This window comes from Natronosalvus rutilus (assembly GCF_024204665.1).
GTDB classification, from domain to species: domain Archaea; phylum Halobacteriota; class Halobacteria; order Halobacteriales; family Natrialbaceae; genus Natronosalvus; species Natronosalvus rutilus.
This window is the reverse complement of the sequence record NZ_CP100355.1, coordinates 183,173-203,849: the sequence shown is the minus strand read 5'-3', so window position 1 is coordinate 203,849 and position 20,677 is coordinate 183,173. Positions and strand designations below refer to the sequence as shown.

Here is a 20,677-nt window from a genome sequence, read left to right as displayed (position 1 = left end):
GTTTCTCTCGAGATACGAGTTAGGCTCGCCTAAACCACTATAACCCCCTCGATCTTTAGGCCACCCTAAAAGATGTGGTGTTCGTATGACTCTTCCCCGACGGAGACAGCTACCTCGAGCGGACCGTCTCGTCGCCGACGCGGTAGCGGTCTGAACACGCGAGCGGCCGTTCGACAGCAGACACACTGCTCGTTCGGGTTCGAACGCGCACGCGTTGTCTCGGCTCACTCGAAAAACGCCAGTTCGTGGATTCGGTTGTCCTGCGTCAACTCCGGGTGAAACGACGTGCCGACGACCGATCCCTGCTGAACCGCGACCGGGCGCCCCTCCCACTCGGCGAGGACCGTCGCGTCGCCGACCCGGTCGATCACCGGCGCGCGGATGAAGACGCCGGGAAACGGTTCCTCGAGCCCGGCGACCTCGAGCGGAGCCTCGAAGCTGTCTTTCTGTCGGCCGAAGGCGTTGCGCTCGACGTGGACGTCGAGGAGATTCAGCGTCTCGACACGGTCGTCCTGGGCGTCGGCCGCGGCGACGATCAGGCCCGCACAGGTCGCGAGCAACGGCTTCCCGGCATCGACGTGGTCGACGATTTCCTCGGCGATTCCCTCGCGGTGGACCAGCCGCGAGATGGTCGTCGACTCGCCGCCGGGCATCGCCAGCAGGTCGCACTCGGGTACCACGCCGGCGGTTCGAATCTCGTGGACGATGACCCCCTCGCCTCGAGCCTCGCAGGCGCGTTCGATAGCCGTCGCGTGTTCGCTGACGTTCCCCTGCACCCCGACGACGCCCGCAATCAGTGACATAGCTTGCCGTAGTGGGGGTAGGGAGAAAAATGACGCGTCACGAATGCGAGACGGCGACTCAGGCCTCGAACGGACGAGCGCCGGAGCACATAGTGGTGACTCACCGGGGTCTCTTTACGCGGTGGCTCGAGGCGTTCGACGGCGCCAAATTCGTGAAAGGCGCCACAGGCACCGAAAAGTGACCTACGCGACGAACGTCAACAGCTGTACGAGCACGCCGAGCAGGACGCCGAAGGCGATGACCGTCTTCGGATCGATGCGGATCCCGCGGTCGTCCTCGGAGTCGAAGTAGCGAACGAGTCCGGCGCTGGACATCAGCCCGCCGGTGTTCTGTCCTTTATCCATACTCAATCATACGTCAGCCCCACACTAAGTCTTTCGACCCCGACCGACCCTTCGAAGCGCTTTTGATTGCAGCGACGAAATCCACGCTATCATGCTCGAGCGCGAGCGACTCATCGAAATTGGCATCGCGATCCCGATGGTGGCCATCATGATCGGCGCGATGATGGTCGTCGGCGAGAACCACAAGACGAACGGGACGCTTACCCCCGAGGGCGGACAGCTGCTCGTGGGGACGATCATCGGTTTCGTCGTGCTCATGCTGGCAGTCGGCATCGCGCTCGCGTACGTAACGAACGATTCTACCGACGCGTCGGCCTGAACTCAAATCGATTCGTCCCCGCTCACACCGCCTACGCTTCGCGCTCGCTTCTTCGCACTCGCCTTTTCGTGTTCGTTCCGTCGAGACACGATCTCCGAGAACCCGCAACGCCAGAAGTCAGTCGTCAGTCGCCCTCGGCCGACTGCCCGCTCTCGGCGCGCCAGTCCTCGAGCTCGTCCTCGTCGGCGTCGTCGATGCGGTGTTCGTAGTAGGCCATCGGGTGTGGAATCCGCTCGCAGAGGTCGTCCTTGTTCACACAGTCGCCGTACGACTGCATGGTGGCACACGACGGCGGCGAGTACTCCGTTGGGGAGCTATCGCCTCGGATGTGGTCGGTCTGGTAGCGCGTCATCTCCTCGCCGAAACTCGAGTTGACGCGGTAGAGGTCGACGATCTGGTCGGTGGTCATCCCGATGCTCGTCAGGAAGGCGGTGATCGCGAACCGCGAGTGGTGGGGCAGGTGCTCGCCCTTCTGGACGTCGTCGAGCAGCGCCTTCATACACGGCGGGAACAGGTCCGGGACGACGGTGTCGATCTCCCGGGTGAGGTCCATCTCGGCCAGCACCTCGCGGATTTCGGCGGCCTCGTCCTCGAGGGCAGCCGCGATCGATTCGGGCACGTCGAAGGGGAGCCCCTCCTCGACGCGGGTCCGGACGGCCTCGCGAACGAGCGTCAGGAGTTCAGCTTCGGTGATCGGCACCTCGCCGTCGGCGAGCGCCCGGTTGACCAGGCGCCACTCGTCCGCCCAGAGGTCGTCCGCGAGCGGGAGGTAGGCGCCGACGTCGATCCGATATGCCGGGGGGCCGTCGCCGACCGACCGCACCGACGGCCCGAGGTCGAACTCCGCGAGCAGCATCTCGAGGTCGACCCCGGTCGACTCGACGCTCTTGAGTTCGGTCGTATCGGTGAAGTCGGCCGTGAACCGATCGAACGCCGTCTCGGCCTCCGCGCGGGCGTACTTTCGAATCAGGACGTTCTCGGCGACCAGAGACACGAGGACGCGTGCAACCGGGTAGGAGAGCAGTTCGACGCGGGCGTCGCGACTCGGCTCGCCCGTTCCGCCGTCCTCGAGGGCGGCGACGACGCGCTCGCGGGCGCGCTCGACGACCGCCTGACCCTGCTCGACGACCGTCGCCAGGTCGACCGCCTCGGTGGCGACGGCCTCGCGGGCGGCCTCAAGGAAGGGGTAGCGAGCGTGGAGCCGTTTCATCAATCCATACATTCCGCCGGGGGTGGTTAAACACACGGTTTACCAGTTCGGCCCTTTATCTCGTCGGGCCGGTTCCAGAACGCGATCGACCTGGGTCCGAGTCGGCAGTGGTGTCCGTTCAAGAGGCCGGACCTCGTATCTCGAGGCATGCCACGGGTCACGCGAGACGGAGTGTCGATTCACTACGATCGAGAGCGAGGGGACGGACGAGGCGAGGGGGTGCCCGTCGTCTTCCTGCAGGGACTGGGCCTCGGGCGCTGGCAGTGGCGCTGGCAGCGCGAGGCGCTCGCCAGTGCCGGCGAGTACGACCTGATCGCCCCCGACACGCGGGGAACGGATCGCTCCGACGCCGGACTCCCCCCGCTCGTCGGTCGACTCCCGCGGCGCCTCCGGTCGCCGCTCCTGCAATCTCGCCTGAGCTACTCCGTGGGCGGACTCGCCGCCGACCTCGAGGCCGTACTCGAGGACGCTGGGGTTCGAGACGCCCACCTCGTCGGCCTCGACCTCGGCGGGATGGTCGCCCAGCGCTACGCGCTCGAGTACTCGCGTGCGGCCTCGCTCACCCTAATCGGGACGAGCCACGGCGGGGTCGACGCGATGGCGATGGACGAGGACGTCCTGTCGGAACTCCTCGCGAGCGCCGATTCGCCGCGCGAGACCGCTCGCGAGCGACTGCGTCCGCTCTTCGCCGAACGCTTCACCAACCGCAACCCCCACCTGCTGGATCGGCTGATCGAATGGCAACTCGCCCAGGCGCCGTCGAACCCGGCGCTCGAGTCCCAGCTAGGAGCGATGACCGGGTTCGACGTGAGCGACCGCCTCAAGGGCCTTCGCCTGCCGACGCTCGTGATCCACGGGAGCGGGGATCGGATCGTCCCGGTCGAGAACGGTCGTCTGTTCGAGGCGAAACTCCCGAACGTTCAGTTCCTCGAGCTCGAAGGTGGTTCACACGGTTGTTTCCTCGAGCAGGCCGACCGGGTGAACGACGTGCTCGAGTCGTTCCTTGCGGAAGTGTCAGCGACCACGACGGCGACAGTCTGACATGACTACGAAGCGCCCGAGCTCGTGCACCGACAGCCGGAGCGTTTTTGCGCCGCCGGCGTGACCAGCAGTCGTGGAATCCGACTCTCGACCCTGGCAGGCGGATCGCGAGGCGATCTTCGAACGCGACAATCACGCGTGCCGATACTGCGACAGCGACTCCGGTCCCGATACCGACTCGTCGTCCTGCCGCGTCGCGGCGGTCGGCGACGTCGCCCTCGAGGGCACGGTTCACGAGAGCGCGCTCGTCACCGTCTGTGACGACTGCTTTCGGACGCTGCACCGCTCCCAGGACGCCGTCTTCGACGAGCGAACGCGCCTCTTCGAGACGATTCGCGACGTGACGAGACGACAGAGCGACGTCATCTCGACCGTCGCCTCGTTCGCCTCCCTCGCGACGCAGTTGCCGGCGGCGATTGAGGACGGCGAGAACGACCGCGCGACCTACGTGATCGCTCGCCAGGACGCCTGCCTCGCGCTCGCGATGGTCGACGCGACCCTCGACCCGCTCGAGCGGGCGCCGGCCGAGTCCGATCTCGAGGCGCTCGCGGCGGGGACGGCCGACGGAACGAGCGACGCGGTGCCGAACGACGGTGACGAGGCGGGCGACGACCCGCCAGCCGAAACGCTCTCGACGGCACTCGAGTCGTTCTGCACCGCAGCGCGGAGCCTCCAGCGTGACCTCCGCAAGGTGGTCGAACTCTCCGACGGCATTGCGGTCGGACTCGGGTGCTGTTACGGCTGCTTCACGGGGCTCGAGGGCGCGGACGACCCTGCCGTTCTCGATCCCGATTCGTCCCGCCAGTGTCCGACCTGCGGCCTCGAGTCGCCCGCGCTCGAGGGCTGGCGCGATGGGGACGGCGACCTCGCGTTCGACGCGCTCTACGGGGCGATCAACGACTCGCTCCAGGCGAGTTCGAAGACGACGACGGCGCTCACGGCGCGGACGCAAGTCGTCGCCGAGTGCCTCTTCGAAACGTGAACGCGAGTGCGATCAGTACGGCGCGCGCTGCTCGCGGATCACGCCGACGAGTTCGCTCTGTTCGTCTGCCAGCAGTTCGCTCAGGTCGTCGAGCGTGATGATTCCCACGAGTAAGCCGTCGTCGTCGACGACCGGCAACCGCCGGACGTTGCGTTCGTTCATTCGTTCGGTCGCGTCGTAGAATCCCGCGTCGACGCCGATCGTGTGAACCGTCCCGGACATGACGTCCTGGACGGTCGTCGATTCGGGGTCGTCGCCGTCGACCAGGACCGCGAGCGCGAGGTCGCGGTCGGTCACGATACCGACCGGTTCGTCCCCCTCGGTGACGACCACGCTGCCGACCATCTCCTCGTCCATCATGGCCGCAACGTCTCGAATGGAACTGTCCGGCGACGCGGTGACGACGTCGCTCCGGGCGAGCGTCTCGAGTGACATGTGTCGTGCTACGGGGTCGAGATATGTAGTATCGCCACCAGTGATTGCAGGCGTAGCGGCCGGTTCGTTCGGCCGACGGGTGCCAGTCGGTCGCATACCTCACGCGAGTGTGACGTTCATTTGCGGACATAACTGGGTATACTCATAATGCTCCAGCACAGTCTGTGCCTTATGAACGGAGATTGCGACGTAGTGATCGCCGGGGCTGGGCCTGCTGGTGCGCAGTGTGCGCGGGATCTGGCCACCCGCGGGTACGACGTCGTCGTCCTCGAGACGGAGGCGGAAGACGAGTTCCCGAAACAGAGCAACAAGTCGACGGCCGGCACGTTCCCGTCGATGATGGCCTCGTTCGGGATCCCCGACGACGTCGTCCAGCAGTTCACCGAATCCGTGGTGCTCGAGTCGCCGAACGACTACTACGTACAGGATCAGCCGGGCGCGGTGCTGGACTTCGGGAAGTTCAAGCGGTTCCTGGTCGAGGACGGCCGCGAGAATGGTGCGGAGTACCGCTTCGACTCGAGAGCGACGGCACCGATTACGGAGGGCGGCGAACCCGTCGGCGTCACCTACAGCGGGTCCGAGGAACTCTACGCCGACATCGTGATCGACGCGACGGGGCCCGCGGCGCCGCTGGCGAAGAAACTCGGTGTGAGCGACCTCAAGCGGGAGAACCACGCCATCGGGATCGAGTTCGAACTCGAGGGAATCGAGGTCGACCATCCTGGCTACGCCGACCTGACCGACGCGATGATGTTGCGCCTCGACCACGACATCGCCCCCGGAGGCTACTCCTGGATCTTTCACACCGGCGCGGACACCGCGAAGGTGGGCGTCTGTTACATCCAGAACGAGAGCCACCACCAGCACGGCCGGGACAACTTCAACATCGACGACTACCTCCAGCACTGGATCGACACCGACCCCCGCTTCGCGAACGCCGAGCGAATCGAGGGCCGTCAGCACCGCGGATCGGCCCACATCCAGCCGCCGGGCCAGATCCACACCGACCGGTTCATGGCCATCGGCGACACCGTCCCGACCGTCGACCCACTCTGGGGCGAGGGGATTCACACCTGCATGAAGTCCGGTCGGGCGGCCGCCGTCGCCGCCGACAGCTGTCTCAAACACGGCCAGATCGAGCCCACCGCCGACAACCTCGCGGTCTACGACACGCTCTGGCACCGCGATGTCGCCCCGAACGTGGACACGCGGCTCCTGATGACGCACCTGCTCTACCTCGCCTCGAACGACCGCTACGACGACCTCATGGCGGACCTGAACCGCTTCGACACCGATACGCTGGCCCAGGCCAACAAAGGGAGCCGACTCGCGCTCGCGAAACTGCTCGGCGTTCGGGATCTGCCGCTGATCGCCCGCGTGCTTCGGGCTCGGCGGGACTGGTACAACTAGGTATCGGGAGGCAATCGGTTTAGATGCCTCGAGCGCCAACGACCGACATGGATCCGCTGGCGCTCGCCGCGCTCGCTCTCGCCTCGCTGGCGTTCTTCGCCGGCCTCGCCGCGTACGTCTACCGCGACGCCCGCGAGGTGGGGATGTCCAACCCGCGGAAGTGGGCCGTGATCGTGTTCGCGGTGCCGGTCTACGGCGCGATCGTCTACCTGCTCGCTCGGAGCGAACTGGACTACGACCCCGAGACGGATCCCTACCGTGGCGGCGCCGTCAACGTCCATCCCTCGCGGGCCGACGAAGTGCCCTGGACGGTTCGGTCGGGGAACGACGAAGGCGCGGGTGAGGGCGGAGACGACGGCGACGAACCCGCAAACGAGTGGAACGACCCCGTTCCGCTCGAGGACCTCGAGGACCCCGGGACTGACGACGGCGACCGCGAGTGAGCGCCGAACGTCCCCGGGACACTCGGCCGGCACGGACTGACGGGACCACCGATGTCAGGTCGAGTGACGAGCACGGCGTCTCCAGTAACTGGTGAGCCACGCCAGCTAGCCCACCCACCTCGACACAACTCATTACTATATTTTCTATACCATTTTCACATCCCCGGTCGCACCAAATGCGAAACCGTGAGAGTGAACCACCCCCCGGTGCAACCTCGAGCAGTGACCTCCTCGAGTCAGCGCGTCCTCGCCGCCGCTCGCGCCGCGGGGCAGATTGCGGCGGTTCGCCACCGCGTCGAACTCCGGCGCCGTCGTCGCCACCCGCAACTGGCGGCCGCGGTCGTCCTGGGTGCGACGTTCGCGACGCTGTTGCTCGTCGGCACCGTTCCGGTCCCCGTCTACGAGTCCGTCTGGCCCGAACCCGGCGCCTACCATTACGGCACCCTCGTCGGCACCGAGAGCGACCGCGTTCTGGAGCGCACGCGCGAACTCGCGGCCACGGGACTCGTTCTGACGGCGGGCCTGGGCGCGCTCGGCGCGACGACGAGCGACGGCTGGGAGACCCCACCGACCGAGGCCGTCACCGCGGTCCCGCTCCCGTCGGCGATCACCGGTGTCCTCGGGGCGGCCCTGCTTGAGCACGGCTGGTTCGTCGCGCCGGCAACCCTGGGAGCCGTCCTGGCGTTCACGGTTGGGACGGGGTCGCCCGCGACGTTCGTCGGCGCAGTCGTCGGCGGCGGCGCCATCCTCCTGACCGGCCTGCTGGCCGGAACCGCCGTTGGCGTCGCCATCCGGGCCGCCATCCGTCGATCCCCACGACTCTACAGCGCCCGCTACGCCGTGAGCGTCCTCCTCCTGTTCGTCACGTTCGTCGGGCTCGCCGTCAGCCGTCGGACCGCCGGCCTGCTCGGCTCGACGCCGCTGGGGTGGTACGGCGACCTCGCGCTCGCGACCACGCCCGGCCTCGAGGCGGGGGCCATCCAGGCCGGGGCTGCACTGCTCGTCGCCACCTGCGTGATCCCCCTCGCCCTAGGAACGACCCTCGTCTCCGGCCGCTCGCTGTGGTTCGCCGAGACCGTCCTCGACGACGGCACCGTCTCCGACTCGCGTCCCGGCCGGCGAACGCGGTTCGTGGGGCGGGTGCTCGAGGCGCGATTCGGCCGGGCGACGGCGGGAGCGACGGCGGTGGTGTGGCGTCGGATGCGCCGGTCGCCACGGGCGATGCTCTACGTCGTCCTGCCGCTGGCGTTCGTGGGTCCGGTGACGGCCGACGTATCGACGACGGCGCCCGCCCTACTCGCGCCGCTCGTCGTCCTGTACGCCGCCTCGGCCGTCGGCCTCGGGACGACGCTCAACCCCCTCGGGAACGAACGGGTCGCCCTGGCGCTCGTGCGGACCACGCCGGGCGGGCCGGACGCCATCCTCCGCGGGCACGCCCTCGCCGCGCTCGTTCCGGGCACGCCAGTCGTCGCTACCGCTGCACTCCTCGTCGGTGCCGCTGCCGGCTATCCGCCCCTGACGAGCGTCGGATTCGCGGCCGCCTCGACGCTGGTGACCATCGGCGGGACGGGCCTCTCGCTCGCCGTCGGCGCCTACCTCCCGAACCTCGAGGGACCGACGCCTGCCTCCCTGTCGCCGCCCGAACTGTACGCCATGCTCGCGTACCTCGCCGCGATGGTCGTCGTCGCGAGCCCACTCTTCGTCGGGTTCGGGACGGGGGTCGCCGACTCGCTCGCGGGAGTCGCGGCGACGGTGGGCCTCTGTGGCGTCTTCGGCGGCGTCGCGGGGCTCGGCGGCTATCGATACGCGAGACGGCGGCTCGAGGCGTTCGAACCTGGCGTCGACCAGTGAAACGACGAAAACGACGAGAACAGCGGGAACGGTGAGAGCGGCGAAAACGGCGGAAACGGTAGAACAGCTGAACCCGTCAGTCGTCGCTCGAGACCGCCTCGCCTGCGCCGACGGCTTCTGCCGGGACGGTGCCGTCGTCGTTCCAGCCGCGCTCGGCGTAGTACGCCGAGAGGGCGTCGTCGAATCCCGGAAGTTCGTAGGGCAGTCGGTCGTCCGCCCGGTCCATGCCGCGCCGGTTGTTGAAGTGGCGCTCCATCGCGACGACCTCGCCGCCGACGGCGAGCAGGTCGTCGTAGTCCGCGTCGAGGAGCGTCTCGAGGCGGTCGGCGTCGACGAAGTCTCGGGAGAACTTACACAGGACCGCGCTGTCCTTGATGACGTTCAGGTTCTCCTTCTCGACGACCTTCGGGGGTTTCCCCTCGAGCCCCTCCTTGTCGATGGCCTGGTCCTGGTCGACCAACGGGTACTCTAGCGAGTAGAACTCGGCGTACATGTGATCGGCGCCGCGGTTGGAGGTGGCGAAGGACAGCCCCTGACCGTTGAGCGTGCGGCCGTCGTGGGCGGGGAACTCGAGGCCCTTGACTGACCAGTTGTCGACGCCCAGTTCATCGTGGATGCGGTCGACGCCCTCGGCGAGCGTGTCGCCAATTCCCTCCCGATGGGCGATCTTCTCGACGGTTTCGTGGATCAACTCGGCGTCGCCGAATGCGTCCTCGCTCGCGAGGTACGCCGAGACGACGTCGCCCGCGGAGATGGTGTCCATCCCGAGTTCGTCGCACAGTTTGTTCGACTGCATCACGTCGACGATGTCGTCGACGCCGGCGTTCGAGCCGAACGCCATCACCGTCTCGTACTCCGGGCCCTCGGTCTCGAGGCCGGATTCCTCGTCCCTGGTTGGGAGTTTGCAGGCGAACGCACACGCCGAGCAGGTCCCCTTCTTGTACTTCTTCTCTTCGACGCGGTCGCCGCTGATGCCCTCGGCGCCCTCGAAGCTCAGTTCCGAAAAGTACCGCGTCGGCAGGGCCTCGACCGTGCTGGCGAACTCTGTCATCGAGGAGGTGCCCTGCCGTTTCATGATGTGGTCGGACTGGGCAGCCTCCCGGTGGACGTCCATCTGGAGGGGTGGAATCTCGACGTCGTGCGTCGAGTCCCCGTCGAAGGTGATCGCTTTGACGTTCTTCGACCCGAGCACGGCTCCGAGACCGCCGCGGCCGAACGCGCGCTCGCGGGAGGTCATGATCGAGGCGAATCGAACCTGGTTCTCGCCCGCGGGGCCGATGGTGACGGTGTGTTCGGCCGCGAGGCCGTGTTCGTCCTCGATGTAGTCACAGATTTCGCTCGTCTCTGCCCCCTCGAGCGCCGACGCGTCCTCGAATTCGACGCTATCGTCCGTAACGTGTACGATCACGAGGTCGTCGCTCTCGCCTGCGACCTCGACGGCGCCGTAGCCCGTCGCCGTGAAGTTCCGCGAGAGGAAACCCCCGGCGTTCGAGGAGAGCAGGCCGTCGGTCAGCGGCGAGAGCCCGGTCGCCGACATTCGCCCGGTGAAGCTCATCGTCGAGTGCTGGAGCGGTCCCGTCGCGAAGAAGAGGCGGTTCTCGTGACCGAACGGGTCCGCGTCGAACGGAATCCGGTCGTGAGCGAGTTTCGTTCCGACTGCGCGACCGCCGACGTAGCGCTCGAGTACGTCGTCGATCGATTCGGTCTCCCACGAACGGTCCTCGAGGTCGATCGTGAGCAGCGGTCCTCTGGCGTGGTTCATACCTCACTGTGTCACGCGGCCGTGCAAAACGGTACCGGTTGTCGAGTTCGGTCGTGGAGGCTACGACGAGCGGTCGTAGGTATCCCGTGGCTCGCCACAGATTGCGTCCATCCGAGCGGCGATGCGTTCCCCGGTTTCGGTGAGGAGGGCCGTCTTCGTCTCCGGGTCGTAGTCGATCGCGTCCGCGTCGGCGAGCTTGGGAATGTGTACGTGGTGGAGCGAGATCGTGATCGACCGGAGGTGGTCGTGCTGGGCGTCCGCGTGGTCGGAGATCGAGTGCAACCGACCGCTCGATTCGCGAACCGAGATTTCCTCGGCCAGTTCCCCGAGGGTCGCCGGGCCGGTCGTTTCCTCGAGGTATCGTACCACCACGCGGCGCCGCTGGTCGGCCAGAAGGTCGAACGTCGAGGTAACTTCGCCGGCCTGCTCGAATAGCGCTGGTGATGGGATGTTCGTCGTCATGTGCTGATCGTACGCTGGGGTTGGGTGGTGACGGGAATAATCTCGGTTCCTACGTGTTTTGACCGGATTTTCCGTACCGTTCGGACCACGTGAACGTTCCTCGAGCACCCAATGATCGACGACTCCCGGACCCGTCGGCCAGAAACCGGAGGCTGTTCGTGAACGACGAGTCGCGCTATGCACGCCAGTTGCAGCTCGGAGGGAATCTGTTTGCTTCCCGTTGTGCGTTCGGACGCGCGAGTGCTCTACCTCTCGACCGCCCGACCGCTCGAACGATCAGTCCAGGCGCTCGATTCGAACCGTCCCGGTGCCACTGACAGTGACGTCGAAACCGTTGCTGACGAAGTGAAATGACTGTCGACTCGACCGGGAGCCGACGCGTTCGAGCAATGCTGGATCGACGTCGTGGTAAAGTGGTCGCAGATCGGTCGACGGACAGCCTCGAATCGTCGCCATGGCCTCGGCGATCGACACCGTCGTTTCGCGATTGTCGTCGAGTCGAAATTCATACGTGTCCGTGGAGGGGTCCCGTGCCACGATATCGAGATTAGGGTCCATACTGGTCATTGGTGGATTCCTGTGAGTAGTCCGTTCGAAGGGACCGACGTCCCATCGTTCGAGAGGGACACCAGCGAGTTGTATATACTCGATGGAATAATTCGGTGACGAATCGGCTGAATTGCACGAATGAGAGACGTCCGAACGTTCGACGGCTTTGCATCAGCCGAACGGATTGTATCGATCGAACAGTATATGCTGGTGCGGCAATCTCGAGCAACGAACCCGAGCAACGATCACGAGCGACCTTGAGACGATGTCGAACCGTCGAGGACGGCGTCTCGAGACGGCAGCAGTCACGATTCCAGCGTCTCGCGTGACGGAATCGACGTTCCCGTCACTCCATTCGAAACGCGTCCGTGTCCGCCGCGTACTCCGCGTAGAGCGATTCGGCCCACGTTCGCGCCCCGGCATCGGTCGTTTCGACGAACGCGCGGGCGATACCCGACTCGTCGTGGGCCGCAAGGCCCACCCGCTCGTCGAAGAGAAAGAGTTCGAAAGGAACGTTTTCGGCGACGTAGACCTCGAACCGGCCGGTTTCGAACGCCTCCATTGCCTCCTCGACGTGTTGTTCGAGGATGATCTCGATGACCTGCTGGTCGAAGATCACTTCGATTTCCATACCATCCAGGATCTCCCGTCGGGCCACGTCGACGTAGAGCGGCGAGATGATGCTCGAGAACATCCGGAGGGAGTCCGTCGCCTCGATGAGCTCGGTGATGCGCTTGATGCCGACGTGTGCCTGCCGGTGGCCCGAACAGGTCACGGTCGCGTCGGTGAAGTGCTCGATCGGGAGCTCCGGCGCCGAGTCGTCGATCGTGTTCAAGAACGGCTCGATCCGTCTCGCGGCCTCGAGGTTCGTTCGAAACGTGCGGAGTTCGTCGGCGACGACGTCGCCGAGGCCGGTGCTCTCGAAGCGGTCGGCCGGTTTCTCGACCAGTCCGTGCGCCTCGAGCGCATCGGCCGCCCGGTGGACGGTCGACCGGGCCATCTCGAGTTGGTCGGCCAGTTCGCGGGCCGTCCGCGGTCGGTCGGCCAACAGTTCCAGTAGTTCGGACCGGGTCATCACTTCCTGGACGAAGTCTCGATCCCAGCGGGGTTCCTGATCGGTTCGTTCTCGGTCAGTCACGTCCGATCACCATCAGAGTGGGACGTTCGTGGGGTCGGCTGCCCCCGGTCGTGGCGAGTCGGTGTCCGTCTGTCCGGCGACGCGGTGACGACGTCGCTCTCCGGGCGGTCATTCTCGCATTCGCATTTGCGTTCGCTTCCGTTTTCACACGCGCCTTCATTTTCGCCCCCGGCTTTCCAGATGGCACGCGAGCACCGTCTCGAGCCCCTCGAGAAGCGCTCCGATATCGACGGTCTCGATGTCGGCGGCGTCCCCCTCGACGTGCTCGTAGTGCTCCGACCACCGCTCGAGTAATCGATCTTCGATATTCGCCTCGTGGATCCGCGCGACGATCTCGTCACGATTGGCGGTCGCGGGATTGGCCCGCAATCGCTCGAGTTGCTCGCGTGAAACGACGCCTCGTTCCACGGCGGAGACGACGACGCCGGAACTGCAGTCTCCCTCCTCGAGTTCGCGCTCCCACGTGGTGACCCAGTTGCCGATGCGGGTCATCTGCTGGGCGCGTCTGAGTACCTCCCGCAGCTGTCCGAGTTCGGAACGGTCGAACGCCGGCGAGTATAGCAGGTCGATGGCGGCGTAGGTGAACAGCATCATGTTGTGACTGTCGTAAATGGCGGTTTCCTCGAGGGACGCCAGCTCGAGGTGGTGGTTCAGCAGGTAGGTGTACTCGATGGCGGTGGTGGTCCGGTCGAGGTCGAACTGGAGGAGGTCACAAAATTCCGGGTACTGGGGTGCCGACTCGAGCCTGTCAGCGACGTGCTCCCAGACCTCGTGGGCGAGTGCGACGGCCGCCGCGTCGACCTCCGGACGCGTCTCGTCGGCCACCCGGTGGTCGAACGGCGCTTTCGCGGCTTCCCGAAACGTGTGTACGTCCTCGTCGCGTTCCGCGAGATCGTCGAGGATGGTGACGTACAGCGACGCCAGCAGCTTACTCTCTCGGACCTGCTGGCTGTCGTCGGGGCGGACACACGAGAGGGTAATCTCCGGAAAGAGGTAGTAGAGCCACTTCCAGAGGAAACGGTCCCGTTCGTCGACGGTTTCCTCGTAGGTCTCGAGGAGGGTCGAAACGGACGCGGGAAGGGCCGTTCGCTCGATCCGCTCGAGGTGGGTCGTGCCGGTGAGATTTGTGTTCCGTGTGGTCATTATATAGGGAGTCGGTACGACGAAGGACGTTTTTCGGCCCGAGGTGTCACCGAGGGTGCGACTCGTTGGTGTCGTCTACAGAGCGGCGGGTGTGCTATGGGCCATAGTAGCGTGTGACAACCTCATAAATATAACCATGTGTTATTTTGTATGCCCAGGTGACACGACTCACTCGAGCGCGTTCGGCGGGTCCGGCAGGCGTCGCTGTTCGTCTGGATCGTGGTGGACGATAACGTCCGCGTCGGCGACGCGGGCACGATCCTTGATCGCGGCGATCGAGTCGACCGACGCCTCGAGCGACCACGCGAACGAGGCGGCCAGTTCCTGCTCGTAGCCCGTGCGACTGTTCGCCGCGTCGGCCGCGAGGATCGTCGTCCCCGAGGCGAGGTCCACCTCGAGGGACTGGTGACCCGGCGTGTGCCCTGGTGTCGGGAAGGCAACGGCCGATCCGTCGCCGAAGATGTCGTACTCGTCCGTGATCGCGACGACGTCGGCATCGAGTTCCCGGAGGTGGCGGAAGTCGCCCTCGAGGTAGAACAGTCGCTGGGGGCCGTCGGGCCAGAACGCGTAGCGCAGTTCCTCCTTCCGGACGACGACGGTCGCCTCGGGGAACGAATCGAGGTTGCCGGCGTGGTCGGTGTGGAGGTGTGAGAGAACGACCGTGTCTACGTCCCCTGGCTCGTAACCCAGGTCCGCGAGGTGCTCGACCGGGGGCTTCCCCGCCGAGAGATCGATTGTCTCGGCGAACTCGGCCATGTGCGGCGCCCCTCGCGGGCCGTACTCGAGCGGCGCCGTCGCCATCTCGTGACTGACGCCCGTATCGAACAGGGCGAGTCCGTCGGAGTGCTCGAGCAGGTAGCACGGACACCAGCCGACGTAGGGTTCGCCGGGGTCCTGGAGCTGGGTCGCGGCGCTGTTGTCGAAGGTCCACGTCGCCGTGTTCAGCCGGTAGAGTCGCTCGACTGGCATACGTGTCCCTTCGACTCGAGGACGATGAATCTGTGGCACTCGCCCGAACCGGTCTGCGTTCGCGCCAAGGTCCGAACGCCGCGACACCGTCGCTCGTTATCTGGCGAGCCGGGTGCGTCGGGCGACGCGACGTCAAACAATCCCACTCATTGACACCAAAAGACCGATATATTGCGACGGGTAGCGATGCGTATAAAGAGACGCGGATACCTCGCCGGAATCGCGGATTCTCCGCCTCGAGCGCCGGTTGTACGACGATGCTCGAGGCCGATCGTAGCGACGAGTCCGAGCGCGACGAGTCCCTCCAATCGATTCTGAACTGGGTTCCGAACGCGGTCGCGTCCGACGACTACGAGCTGGTCGTCACGGCCGACGCCCCCGCGGCTCTCGTCGACGACGAGGGATACTCGCTCCAGGACGCCGTCGGCGAGACGATTTCGGTCCTCGAGGCGTCCCAGGTCGACGCTCGCGTATTGATCGACCCCTATCGTATTCTCGTCGGCTCGTTCGACGCCGCGACCGTAACGGACGGGCTGAACGCCACCACCGAAGGGTCCGTCGGGGCGTTCGACCGTATCGTCGACGATCACGGCACGGAACACGCGGTGCGCGACGGCGAGGCGATCGTCCGAACGATCGGGTCGTCGGTCGACGGTCTCACCCTCGAGTCCATCGTCGACGCGCGCGAGGGGTCCGACAGCCTCGTCGAGAAGAACTCGGTCTTCAAACGACTGTCCAACAAGGTTTCGACGGACACGTACGTCGAAATTTCGCTCACGCCGTCGAACGACGAGTGGCGCGGCTTCGGCATCGGTTACGAGATCGCGCCGGAGCAGTCGACGGCGACCGTCGCGATAGTGCTCACGACCGAAGGACGAGGGCTCGACGACGAACGGATTCGTGGCTTCCTCGAGTTTCTCTTCGGCCCGACCGACGTCACCCTGGACGACCTCGAGCGAAACGCTGACCTCGTGACGGCTCGCGCGCCGATTCCGACGGACGAGATCTGATCACCGACTGACGACGTGGGCGTCGCCCGGCCTGAACCCGACTCGAACCTCGCCCGAGAGCGGCTCGCGCGTTCGCAACACGACGTCCCGGCCCTGCCACTCCAGGTTGACGCGCGTCGTCTCTCCGAGGAACTCCGAACTCTCGACGGTGCCTGCGATCACGTTGGCCGGCGCCTCGAGCGTGAGGTGTTCGGGTCGAACACAGAAGGTCAGCGACTCGCCTCGGTTCGGTACGTTGTTCCGGCCAGTCACGACGTCGAACTCGGTTCCGGCGACGTCGACTCGAGTCCGCGCCTCGCCCCTGTAGCCGTCGACGTCGACGCCGACGACCTCGCCTTCGAAGACGTTGTTGTCCCCGACGAACTCAGCGACGAAGCGCGTCTCGGGCCGGTGGTAGATCGTTCGCGGCGGGGCAATCTGCTCGGGCGCCCCCGCACGCATCACGGCCACGCGGTCGGAGATGGCGAGGGCCTCCTCCTGGTCGTGGGTGACGTACACCGTCGTAATCGCTAGCTCCCGCTGGATCGCCTTCACCTGGACGCGGAGGCGCTCGCGGAGTTGCGCGTCGAGAGCGCTCATCGGCTCGTCGAGCAGGAGGACGTCCGGGCCGGGCGCCAGCGCGCGGGCGATGGACACGCGCTGTTGCTGGCCGCCGGAAAGTTCGTTGGGGTCGCGGTCGGCCATCCCCTCGAGGTCGACCAGCTCGAGTAACTCCTGAACCCGTTCCTCGCGCGAGACGTCCCCTGGCGGCTCGGCGAAGTTGAGCCCGTAGGCGACGTTCTCGCCGACGGTCATGTGCGGGAACAACGCGTAGTTCTGGAAGACGACGCCGACGTCGCGATCCTCGGGCGGGACGTCGGTCACGTCCTCGCCGCGGAATCGGACGGTCCCCGCACTCGGCGCTTCGAACCCGGCGACGAGCCGGAGCGTGGTGGTCTTCCCACAGCCCGAGGGGCCGACGAGGGTGAAGAACTCGCCCTCGCGGACGCGGACCGAGACGTCGTCGACGGCCGTCGTTTCGCCGTACGTTTTCGAGACGCCGTCGAGCTCGAGCGCGACGGGAGCGTCCGGGTCGACCGCGTCGGCCTGGTGGTCGGCCACCTGCGCTCGTTCGAGTCCGTTGCGCTCAGAGGCCAACGCGATCACCCCCGAGGCGGTCGATGACGACGAAACTGAACGCGGTGACGACGAGCAAGACGACACCCATGGCGGTCGCCGGTCCGAGGCGGCGCCCGATGAATCGTTCGATCGCAATCGGCATCGTGTACTGGTCGGTACCCGTCGCGAGGATCACCGTCGCGGAGAACTCCCCCATCGAGATGGCCACCGCGAACGCCGCGCCCGCGACTACGCCGGGCCAAACCAGGGGCAACTCGACGTCGAGCAGCGCCCTGGTTCGAGAGGCTCCAAGCGCGCGAGCGGACTCGAGCAAGCTGGGGTCGATCGACTCGAGTCCCGGCGCGACGGTGCGGACGACGAACGGGTAACAGGCGACGGCGTGGGCGGCGACGATGGCCACCGCGCCCGTGACGGTGATTCGATAGTGCCAGACCTCGAACCCGAAAACGGGACCGCGGAGCAGGCCGATGCCGACGACGATGCCGGAGACGGCGAGCGGGGCCATGGCGACCACGTCGACGAGTTTTCGCCCGCGGTACCGGCGCGTCGTCAGCACCGAGACGACGACCCCCATCGGGAGGGACACGGCGAGTGCCGCGGCGGCGAACAGCAGGGAATTACGGATGGCGGGCCAGGGTCGCACCTGGAACGCCGCCGCGGACGCCTGGCGCTCGAGGAGGAAGCCGTAGTGAGCCAGGGTGAACTCGCCGCCGGGGGTGGAGACGCTCCGGACGAGCAGGCTCGCGATGGGGGCGACGAAGACGAACAGGGCGATCACGCCGTAGACGGCCAGGCCGACCCGCGGGAGGAGTTCGCGCGCGGAGAACGCTGGCGGCGCGAGTGACTTACGAGGAAGCGGTCGGATTGCGCTCGAGCGAACCGTGTGTTTCGCCTCGTAGCGGAGGTAGCCGTAGAGTACGCCGAGCGAGATCACCAGTTCTACGATCGCCAGCGCGGCGGCTTCGGCGTAATCGAGGTCCTGGACGAGCTGGTAGACGAACACCTCGACGGTCGACAGCCGGATCCCGCCGAGTGCGAGGACGATGGGAAAGGTGCCGAACGTGAAGACGAACGTCAGGGCCGCGCCCATCAGCGCCGCGGGGTACAGCTGCGGGGCGACCACGTCCCGGAAGGCCCGGAACGGCCCGGCCCCGAGGCTGCGAGCGGTCTCGAAGGCGCTCGCGTCGACGGACTCCCAGGCTGCCGTCGTCATCCGCGCGATCAGGGGCGCGTTGTAGAAGGCGTGAGCGATCAGGATCGCCTCGAGGCTGCCCACGAGCGATACCGGCCCCAGCCCGATGGGCTCGAGGACGGCGTTGAGCGTACCGCTCTGGCCGAACGTGGCGTAGAAACCGATGGCTACCATGATCGAGGGCATGACGAACGGCAGAATCGTCAGCGAGCGTAGCGTCCGCCGTCCGCGAAACTCGTAGCGTGCGAGCAGGTAGGCCATCGGCAGGCCGAGCGCGAGCGAGAGGAGCGTCGAGAGGAGCGCCTGGTAGGCGGTGAAGCCGACGATGCCCAGTCGACGGTCGCTCGAGAGCAGGTCCCGGAGGACCTCGAGCGGGGGTTCGCCGGCGAGGAACCGCGCGAAATCGCCGAAGTAGAACGGATCGGTCACCAAATCGGCGAAGATGGTGAGCGTGAGGATGCCCTCGACGACGACCGACTCGACGAACACCGTCGCTACAGGGTAGTAAAACATCGCGAGCAGCAACCCAACCGTGACGACGGCTCCGGCGGCGAGCGCCCGGCGCTCGAGGCGGTCGCGGACGGTCCGGTGGCGGGTGGGGGATCGACTCGACACGCCGTCGGCGGAGGGGGCCCCCAGCATCGCCGCGCTCGCGTCACCGCCGTCGGGACTCGCACGGTCGGCATCGGTCGTCACGTTGGTACCTCCGTCGGCCGTGGCCGCGTTCGGACTCGAACCCGGGGTCGAGCGCGCCGCCGGACGCTGAACCGTCCAGAACGGAACCGACGTCGGCGACCGTCACCACTAACTCCCGCTCGCGCCAACGCCCGACTATGACCGTCTTTGCACTGCTCCGCGTCTCGCCCATCACCGAAGACGACATCACGCCCGACGTGGCCGCCGCCATCGACGCCCTCGAGGAATTCGACGTCACCTACGAGACGACGCCGATGGCGACGACACTCGAGGCCGACGACGTCCACGAACTGTTCGCGGCGTGTGCGGCGGCCCACGAGGCCGTCGACCGCGCGCACGTCCAGACGCTCGTCCAGGTCGACGACAAGCGCGAGGTCGAGATGACCGCGAGCGACAAGGTCGACGCCGTCGAGGGCGAACTCGGGCGCGACGCCAGGAGCCAGCGCGAGGAGTGAGGTCGTCGGTGGTGGCGACGCCACGCTCGAGCTGCGCGGCGAGGGAACGCGATACGGCGGAACAGGAGCGAACATCTCGATTTTCGTGTCGTGCTCAGCGACCGCCGGCGGCCATGCGACTCCAGTCGTCGAGCCACCCAGAAAGGTTGCCACTGAGTTCCTCGTAGTCGTAGAAGACTGGCTCTTCGGGCTCTCTGGCGTACTCTTCGAACACCTCCGGAAGTTCCGTCTTCTCGTTGGTCGGCCCGGTGACGTTGCGCTCGGCGACGACCGCCTGGACCTCCGGGTCGAGGACGAAGTCCATGAACTTGTGGGCCAGGTCGTCGTTCGTCCCACTCGAGAAGCGGACGACGCCGGAGTAGTTAGCGTAGGACTGTCCATTGAGCAGCGCGACCCGGTGTTTCTCCAGGTCGTTGCCGAAGCGCTTCGCGTAGACGCGATCGTTCGCGTAGGAGACGATGACCGGGAGTTCGTCGTTCTCGAACTGGGTGTAGACGTCGCTCCATGAGTCGAGCACGCGGGCGCCGTTGTCGAGCAGGTCCGACCAGTAATCGAGGTAGTCGTACTCGCCGCCCTCGCCGAACTCGTTGAGCGTCCACAGCAAGAATAGAAGTCCCGTCGTGTCCTGCGGAGTCGGGATGCCGATCTGTCCCTCGTAGGCCGGATCGAGCAGGTCCTCGAACGTCTCCGGTGCCGGGACGTTACGACCGTCGTAGACGATTGCACAGAGAGCCCGGTAGGTCGGGATCACGCGTCCCTGGGGGTCGAACTCGTGTTGCTCGCCGATGTCGTCCGCGTTCTCGAGTTTCGAGCGGTCGGTTTCGGTGAAGAGGCCGCCGTCGGTGTTCTCGTCGACGCGGACGAGGTCGTGGGGGCTCGCTCCGTAGTAGAGTTCGGGTTCGATCTCGGCGCCCTCGTTGTAGCGTTCGACGTAGTGGGTGAGCTCGCGCTGGGGCGTGTGCCACTCGAGGGTGGCGTCGTAGCGCTGCTCGAACTCTTCTTTGATCCAGACGCCGGGGCTGTCGCTCGGCGCGTCGACGAACGACGTGTAGGTGGCGACGTGGAGCGTGTTGTCGCCACCGTTGCCGTTGGTATCGCTGTCGTTTGCGTCGCCGTTGCCGTTGGTGCCGTCCCCGTTTCCATTTCCGTCCCCGTTCCCATCCGACGTATTCTGGATGCACCCAGCTACGCCGGCGACCGCGCCGCCAGCCGTACTCGTCAGAAACGCTCGTCGTCTCATTATCCTGTGGTTGAACCGGGTGGTATGTAAGTAGCGTGGTCTCCGAACGACGTGACACGGCGTACCGGCGTCGTCTGAAGTACTGCCGCCCTGCGAACGTTCG

21 protein-coding genes are annotated in these 20,677 nt (G+C 66.2%); 8 read left to right on the top strand and 13 right to left on the bottom strand.

All coding sequences use genetic code 11. The features are described from left to right. Positions 1–224: 224 nt before the first annotated feature. Both pdxT and NGM29_RS01055 read right to left on the bottom strand, forming a co-directional pair. A complete protein-coding gene (gene pdxT, locus NGM29_RS01060) occupies positions 225–803 on the bottom strand; it encodes a pyridoxal 5'-phosphate synthase glutaminase subunit PdxT (RefSeq protein ID WP_254158421.1) in 579 nt (192 codons plus the stop codon). A gap of 183 nt (positions 804–986) precedes the next feature. Beyond that, positions 987–1,148 carry a preprotein translocase subunit Sec61beta gene (locus NGM29_RS01055; protein ID WP_254158420.1) on the bottom strand — a complete coding sequence of 54 codons (162 nt, stop codon included), beginning with the start codon at positions 1,146–1,148 and terminating at the stop codon, positions 987–989. Between the two features lie 91 nt (positions 1,149–1,239). On the opposite strand from NGM29_RS01055, the gene NGM29_RS01050 reads away from it, so the two are divergent. Continuing rightward, a complete protein-coding gene (locus tag NGM29_RS01050; RefSeq protein WP_254158419.1) occupies positions 1,240–1,467 on the top strand; it encodes a DUF7472 family protein in 228 nt (75 codons plus the stop codon). Between the two features lie 124 nt (positions 1,468–1,591). Here NGM29_RS01050 and priL read toward each other — a convergent pair whose 3' ends face one another. Continuing rightward, entirely contained in the window at positions 1,592–2,677 is a 1,086-nt protein-coding gene (priL, locus tag NGM29_RS01045) for a DNA primase regulatory subunit PriL (protein ID WP_254158418.1), read from the bottom strand. Between the two features lie 147 nt (positions 2,678–2,824). On the opposite strand from priL, the gene NGM29_RS01040 reads away from it, so the two are divergent. After that, complete coding sequence (locus NGM29_RS01040) at positions 2,825–3,718, top strand: alpha/beta fold hydrolase (RefSeq protein WP_254158417.1); 894 nt, start codon at positions 2,825–2,827, stop codon at positions 3,716–3,718. Between the two features lie 73 nt (positions 3,719–3,791). After that, positions 3,792–4,700 carry an HNH endonuclease gene (locus tag NGM29_RS01035; RefSeq protein WP_254158416.1) on the top strand — a complete coding sequence of 303 codons (909 nt, stop codon included), beginning with the start codon at positions 3,792–3,794 and terminating at the stop codon, positions 4,698–4,700. 12 nt (positions 4,701–4,712) lie between these two features. Here the strand turns inward: NGM29_RS01035 and NGM29_RS01030 are convergent, their stop codons facing one another. Further along, entirely contained in the window at positions 4,713–5,135 is a 423-nt protein-coding gene (locus NGM29_RS01030) for a CBS domain-containing protein (RefSeq protein WP_254158415.1), read from the bottom strand. A gap of 171 nt (positions 5,136–5,306) precedes the next feature. Here NGM29_RS01030 and NGM29_RS01025 point away from each other — a divergent pair, with 171 nt between their 5' ends. The 3 genes from NGM29_RS01025 to NGM29_RS01015 all read left to right on the top strand — a co-directional run bounded on the left by NGM29_RS01025 (position 5,307) and on the right by NGM29_RS01015 (position 8,839). After that, on the top strand, positions 5,307–6,545 hold the full coding sequence (locus NGM29_RS01025; RefSeq protein ID WP_254158414.1) for a digeranylgeranylglycerophospholipid reductase: 1,239 nt from the start codon (positions 5,307–5,309) through the stop codon (positions 6,543–6,545). 23 nt (positions 6,546–6,568) lie between these two features. Further along, positions 6,569–6,988 carry a PLD nuclease N-terminal domain-containing protein gene (locus NGM29_RS01020; protein WP_254158413.1) on the top strand — a complete coding sequence of 140 codons (420 nt, stop codon included), beginning with the start codon at positions 6,569–6,571 and terminating at the stop codon, positions 6,986–6,988. Between the two features lie 222 nt (positions 6,989–7,210). Beyond that, entirely contained in the window at positions 7,211–8,839 is a 1,629-nt protein-coding gene (locus tag NGM29_RS01015) for a hypothetical protein (RefSeq protein ID WP_254158412.1), read from the top strand. A gap of 76 nt (positions 8,840–8,915) precedes the next feature. On the opposite strand, the gene NGM29_RS01010 is transcribed toward NGM29_RS01015, so the two are convergent. The 6 genes from NGM29_RS01010 to NGM29_RS00985 form a co-directional block, all read right to left on the bottom strand. Beyond that, positions 8,916–10,601 carry an aldehyde ferredoxin oxidoreductase family protein gene (locus NGM29_RS01010; RefSeq protein ID WP_254158411.1) on the bottom strand — a complete coding sequence of 562 codons (1,686 nt, stop codon included), beginning with the start codon at positions 10,599–10,601 and terminating at the stop codon, positions 8,916–8,918. Between the two features lie 60 nt (positions 10,602–10,661). Beyond that, positions 10,662–11,063 carry a DUF7344 domain-containing protein gene (locus NGM29_RS01005; protein WP_254158410.1) on the bottom strand — a complete coding sequence of 134 codons (402 nt, stop codon included), beginning with the start codon at positions 11,061–11,063 and terminating at the stop codon, positions 10,662–10,664. A gap of 276 nt (positions 11,064–11,339) precedes the next feature. After that, a complete protein-coding gene (locus tag NGM29_RS01000; protein WP_254158409.1) occupies positions 11,340–11,621 on the bottom strand; it encodes a HalOD1 output domain-containing protein in 282 nt (93 codons plus the stop codon). A 337-nt stretch (positions 11,622–11,958) separates the two neighbouring features. After that, complete coding sequence (locus NGM29_RS00995) at positions 11,959–12,750, bottom strand: helix-turn-helix transcriptional regulator (protein ID WP_254158408.1); 792 nt, start codon at positions 12,748–12,750, stop codon at positions 11,959–11,961. A gap of 156 nt (positions 12,751–12,906) precedes the next feature. Continuing rightward, positions 12,907–13,893 (bottom strand): hypothetical protein, encoded by a 987-nt coding sequence (locus NGM29_RS00990; RefSeq protein WP_254158407.1) that lies wholly within the window; start codon positions 13,891–13,893, stop codon positions 12,907–12,909. A 168-nt stretch (positions 13,894–14,061) separates the two neighbouring features. Further along, positions 14,062–14,862, bottom strand: a complete 801-nt coding sequence (locus tag NGM29_RS00985) for an N-acyl homoserine lactonase family protein (protein ID WP_254158406.1) — start codon at positions 14,860–14,862, stop codon at positions 14,062–14,064. 257 nt (positions 14,863–15,119) lie between these two features. Between NGM29_RS00985 and NGM29_RS00980 the strand changes: the two genes are divergently transcribed. Beyond that, positions 15,120–15,872 carry a hypothetical protein gene (locus NGM29_RS00980; protein ID WP_254158405.1) on the top strand — a complete coding sequence of 251 codons (753 nt, stop codon included), beginning with the start codon at positions 15,120–15,122 and terminating at the stop codon, positions 15,870–15,872. On the opposite strand, the gene NGM29_RS00975 is transcribed toward NGM29_RS00980, so the two are convergent. Beyond that, entirely contained in the window at positions 15,873–17,009 is a 1,137-nt protein-coding gene (locus NGM29_RS00975; protein ID WP_254158404.1) for an ABC transporter ATP-binding protein, read from the bottom strand. Further along, positions 16,999–18,825 carry an ABC transporter permease gene (locus NGM29_RS00970; RefSeq protein ID WP_254160663.1) on the bottom strand — a complete coding sequence of 609 codons (1,827 nt, stop codon included), beginning with the start codon at positions 18,823–18,825 and terminating at the stop codon, positions 16,999–17,001. Before NGM29_RS00970 ends, NGM29_RS00975 begins: the two co-directional genes overlap by 11 nt. Positions 18,826–19,016: 191 nt before the next feature. Between NGM29_RS00970 and NGM29_RS00965 the strand changes: the two genes are divergently transcribed. Further along, entirely contained in the window at positions 19,017–19,334 is a 318-nt protein-coding gene (locus tag NGM29_RS00965) for a thiamine-binding protein (protein ID WP_254158403.1), read from the top strand. A 94-nt stretch (positions 19,335–19,428) separates the two neighbouring features. Here the strand turns inward: NGM29_RS00965 and NGM29_RS00960 are convergent, their stop codons facing one another. Next, a complete protein-coding gene (locus NGM29_RS00960) occupies positions 19,429–20,574 on the bottom strand; it encodes a thiamine ABC transporter substrate-binding protein (RefSeq protein ID WP_254158402.1) in 1,146 nt (381 codons plus the stop codon). Positions 20,575–20,677 lie beyond the last annotated feature (103 nt).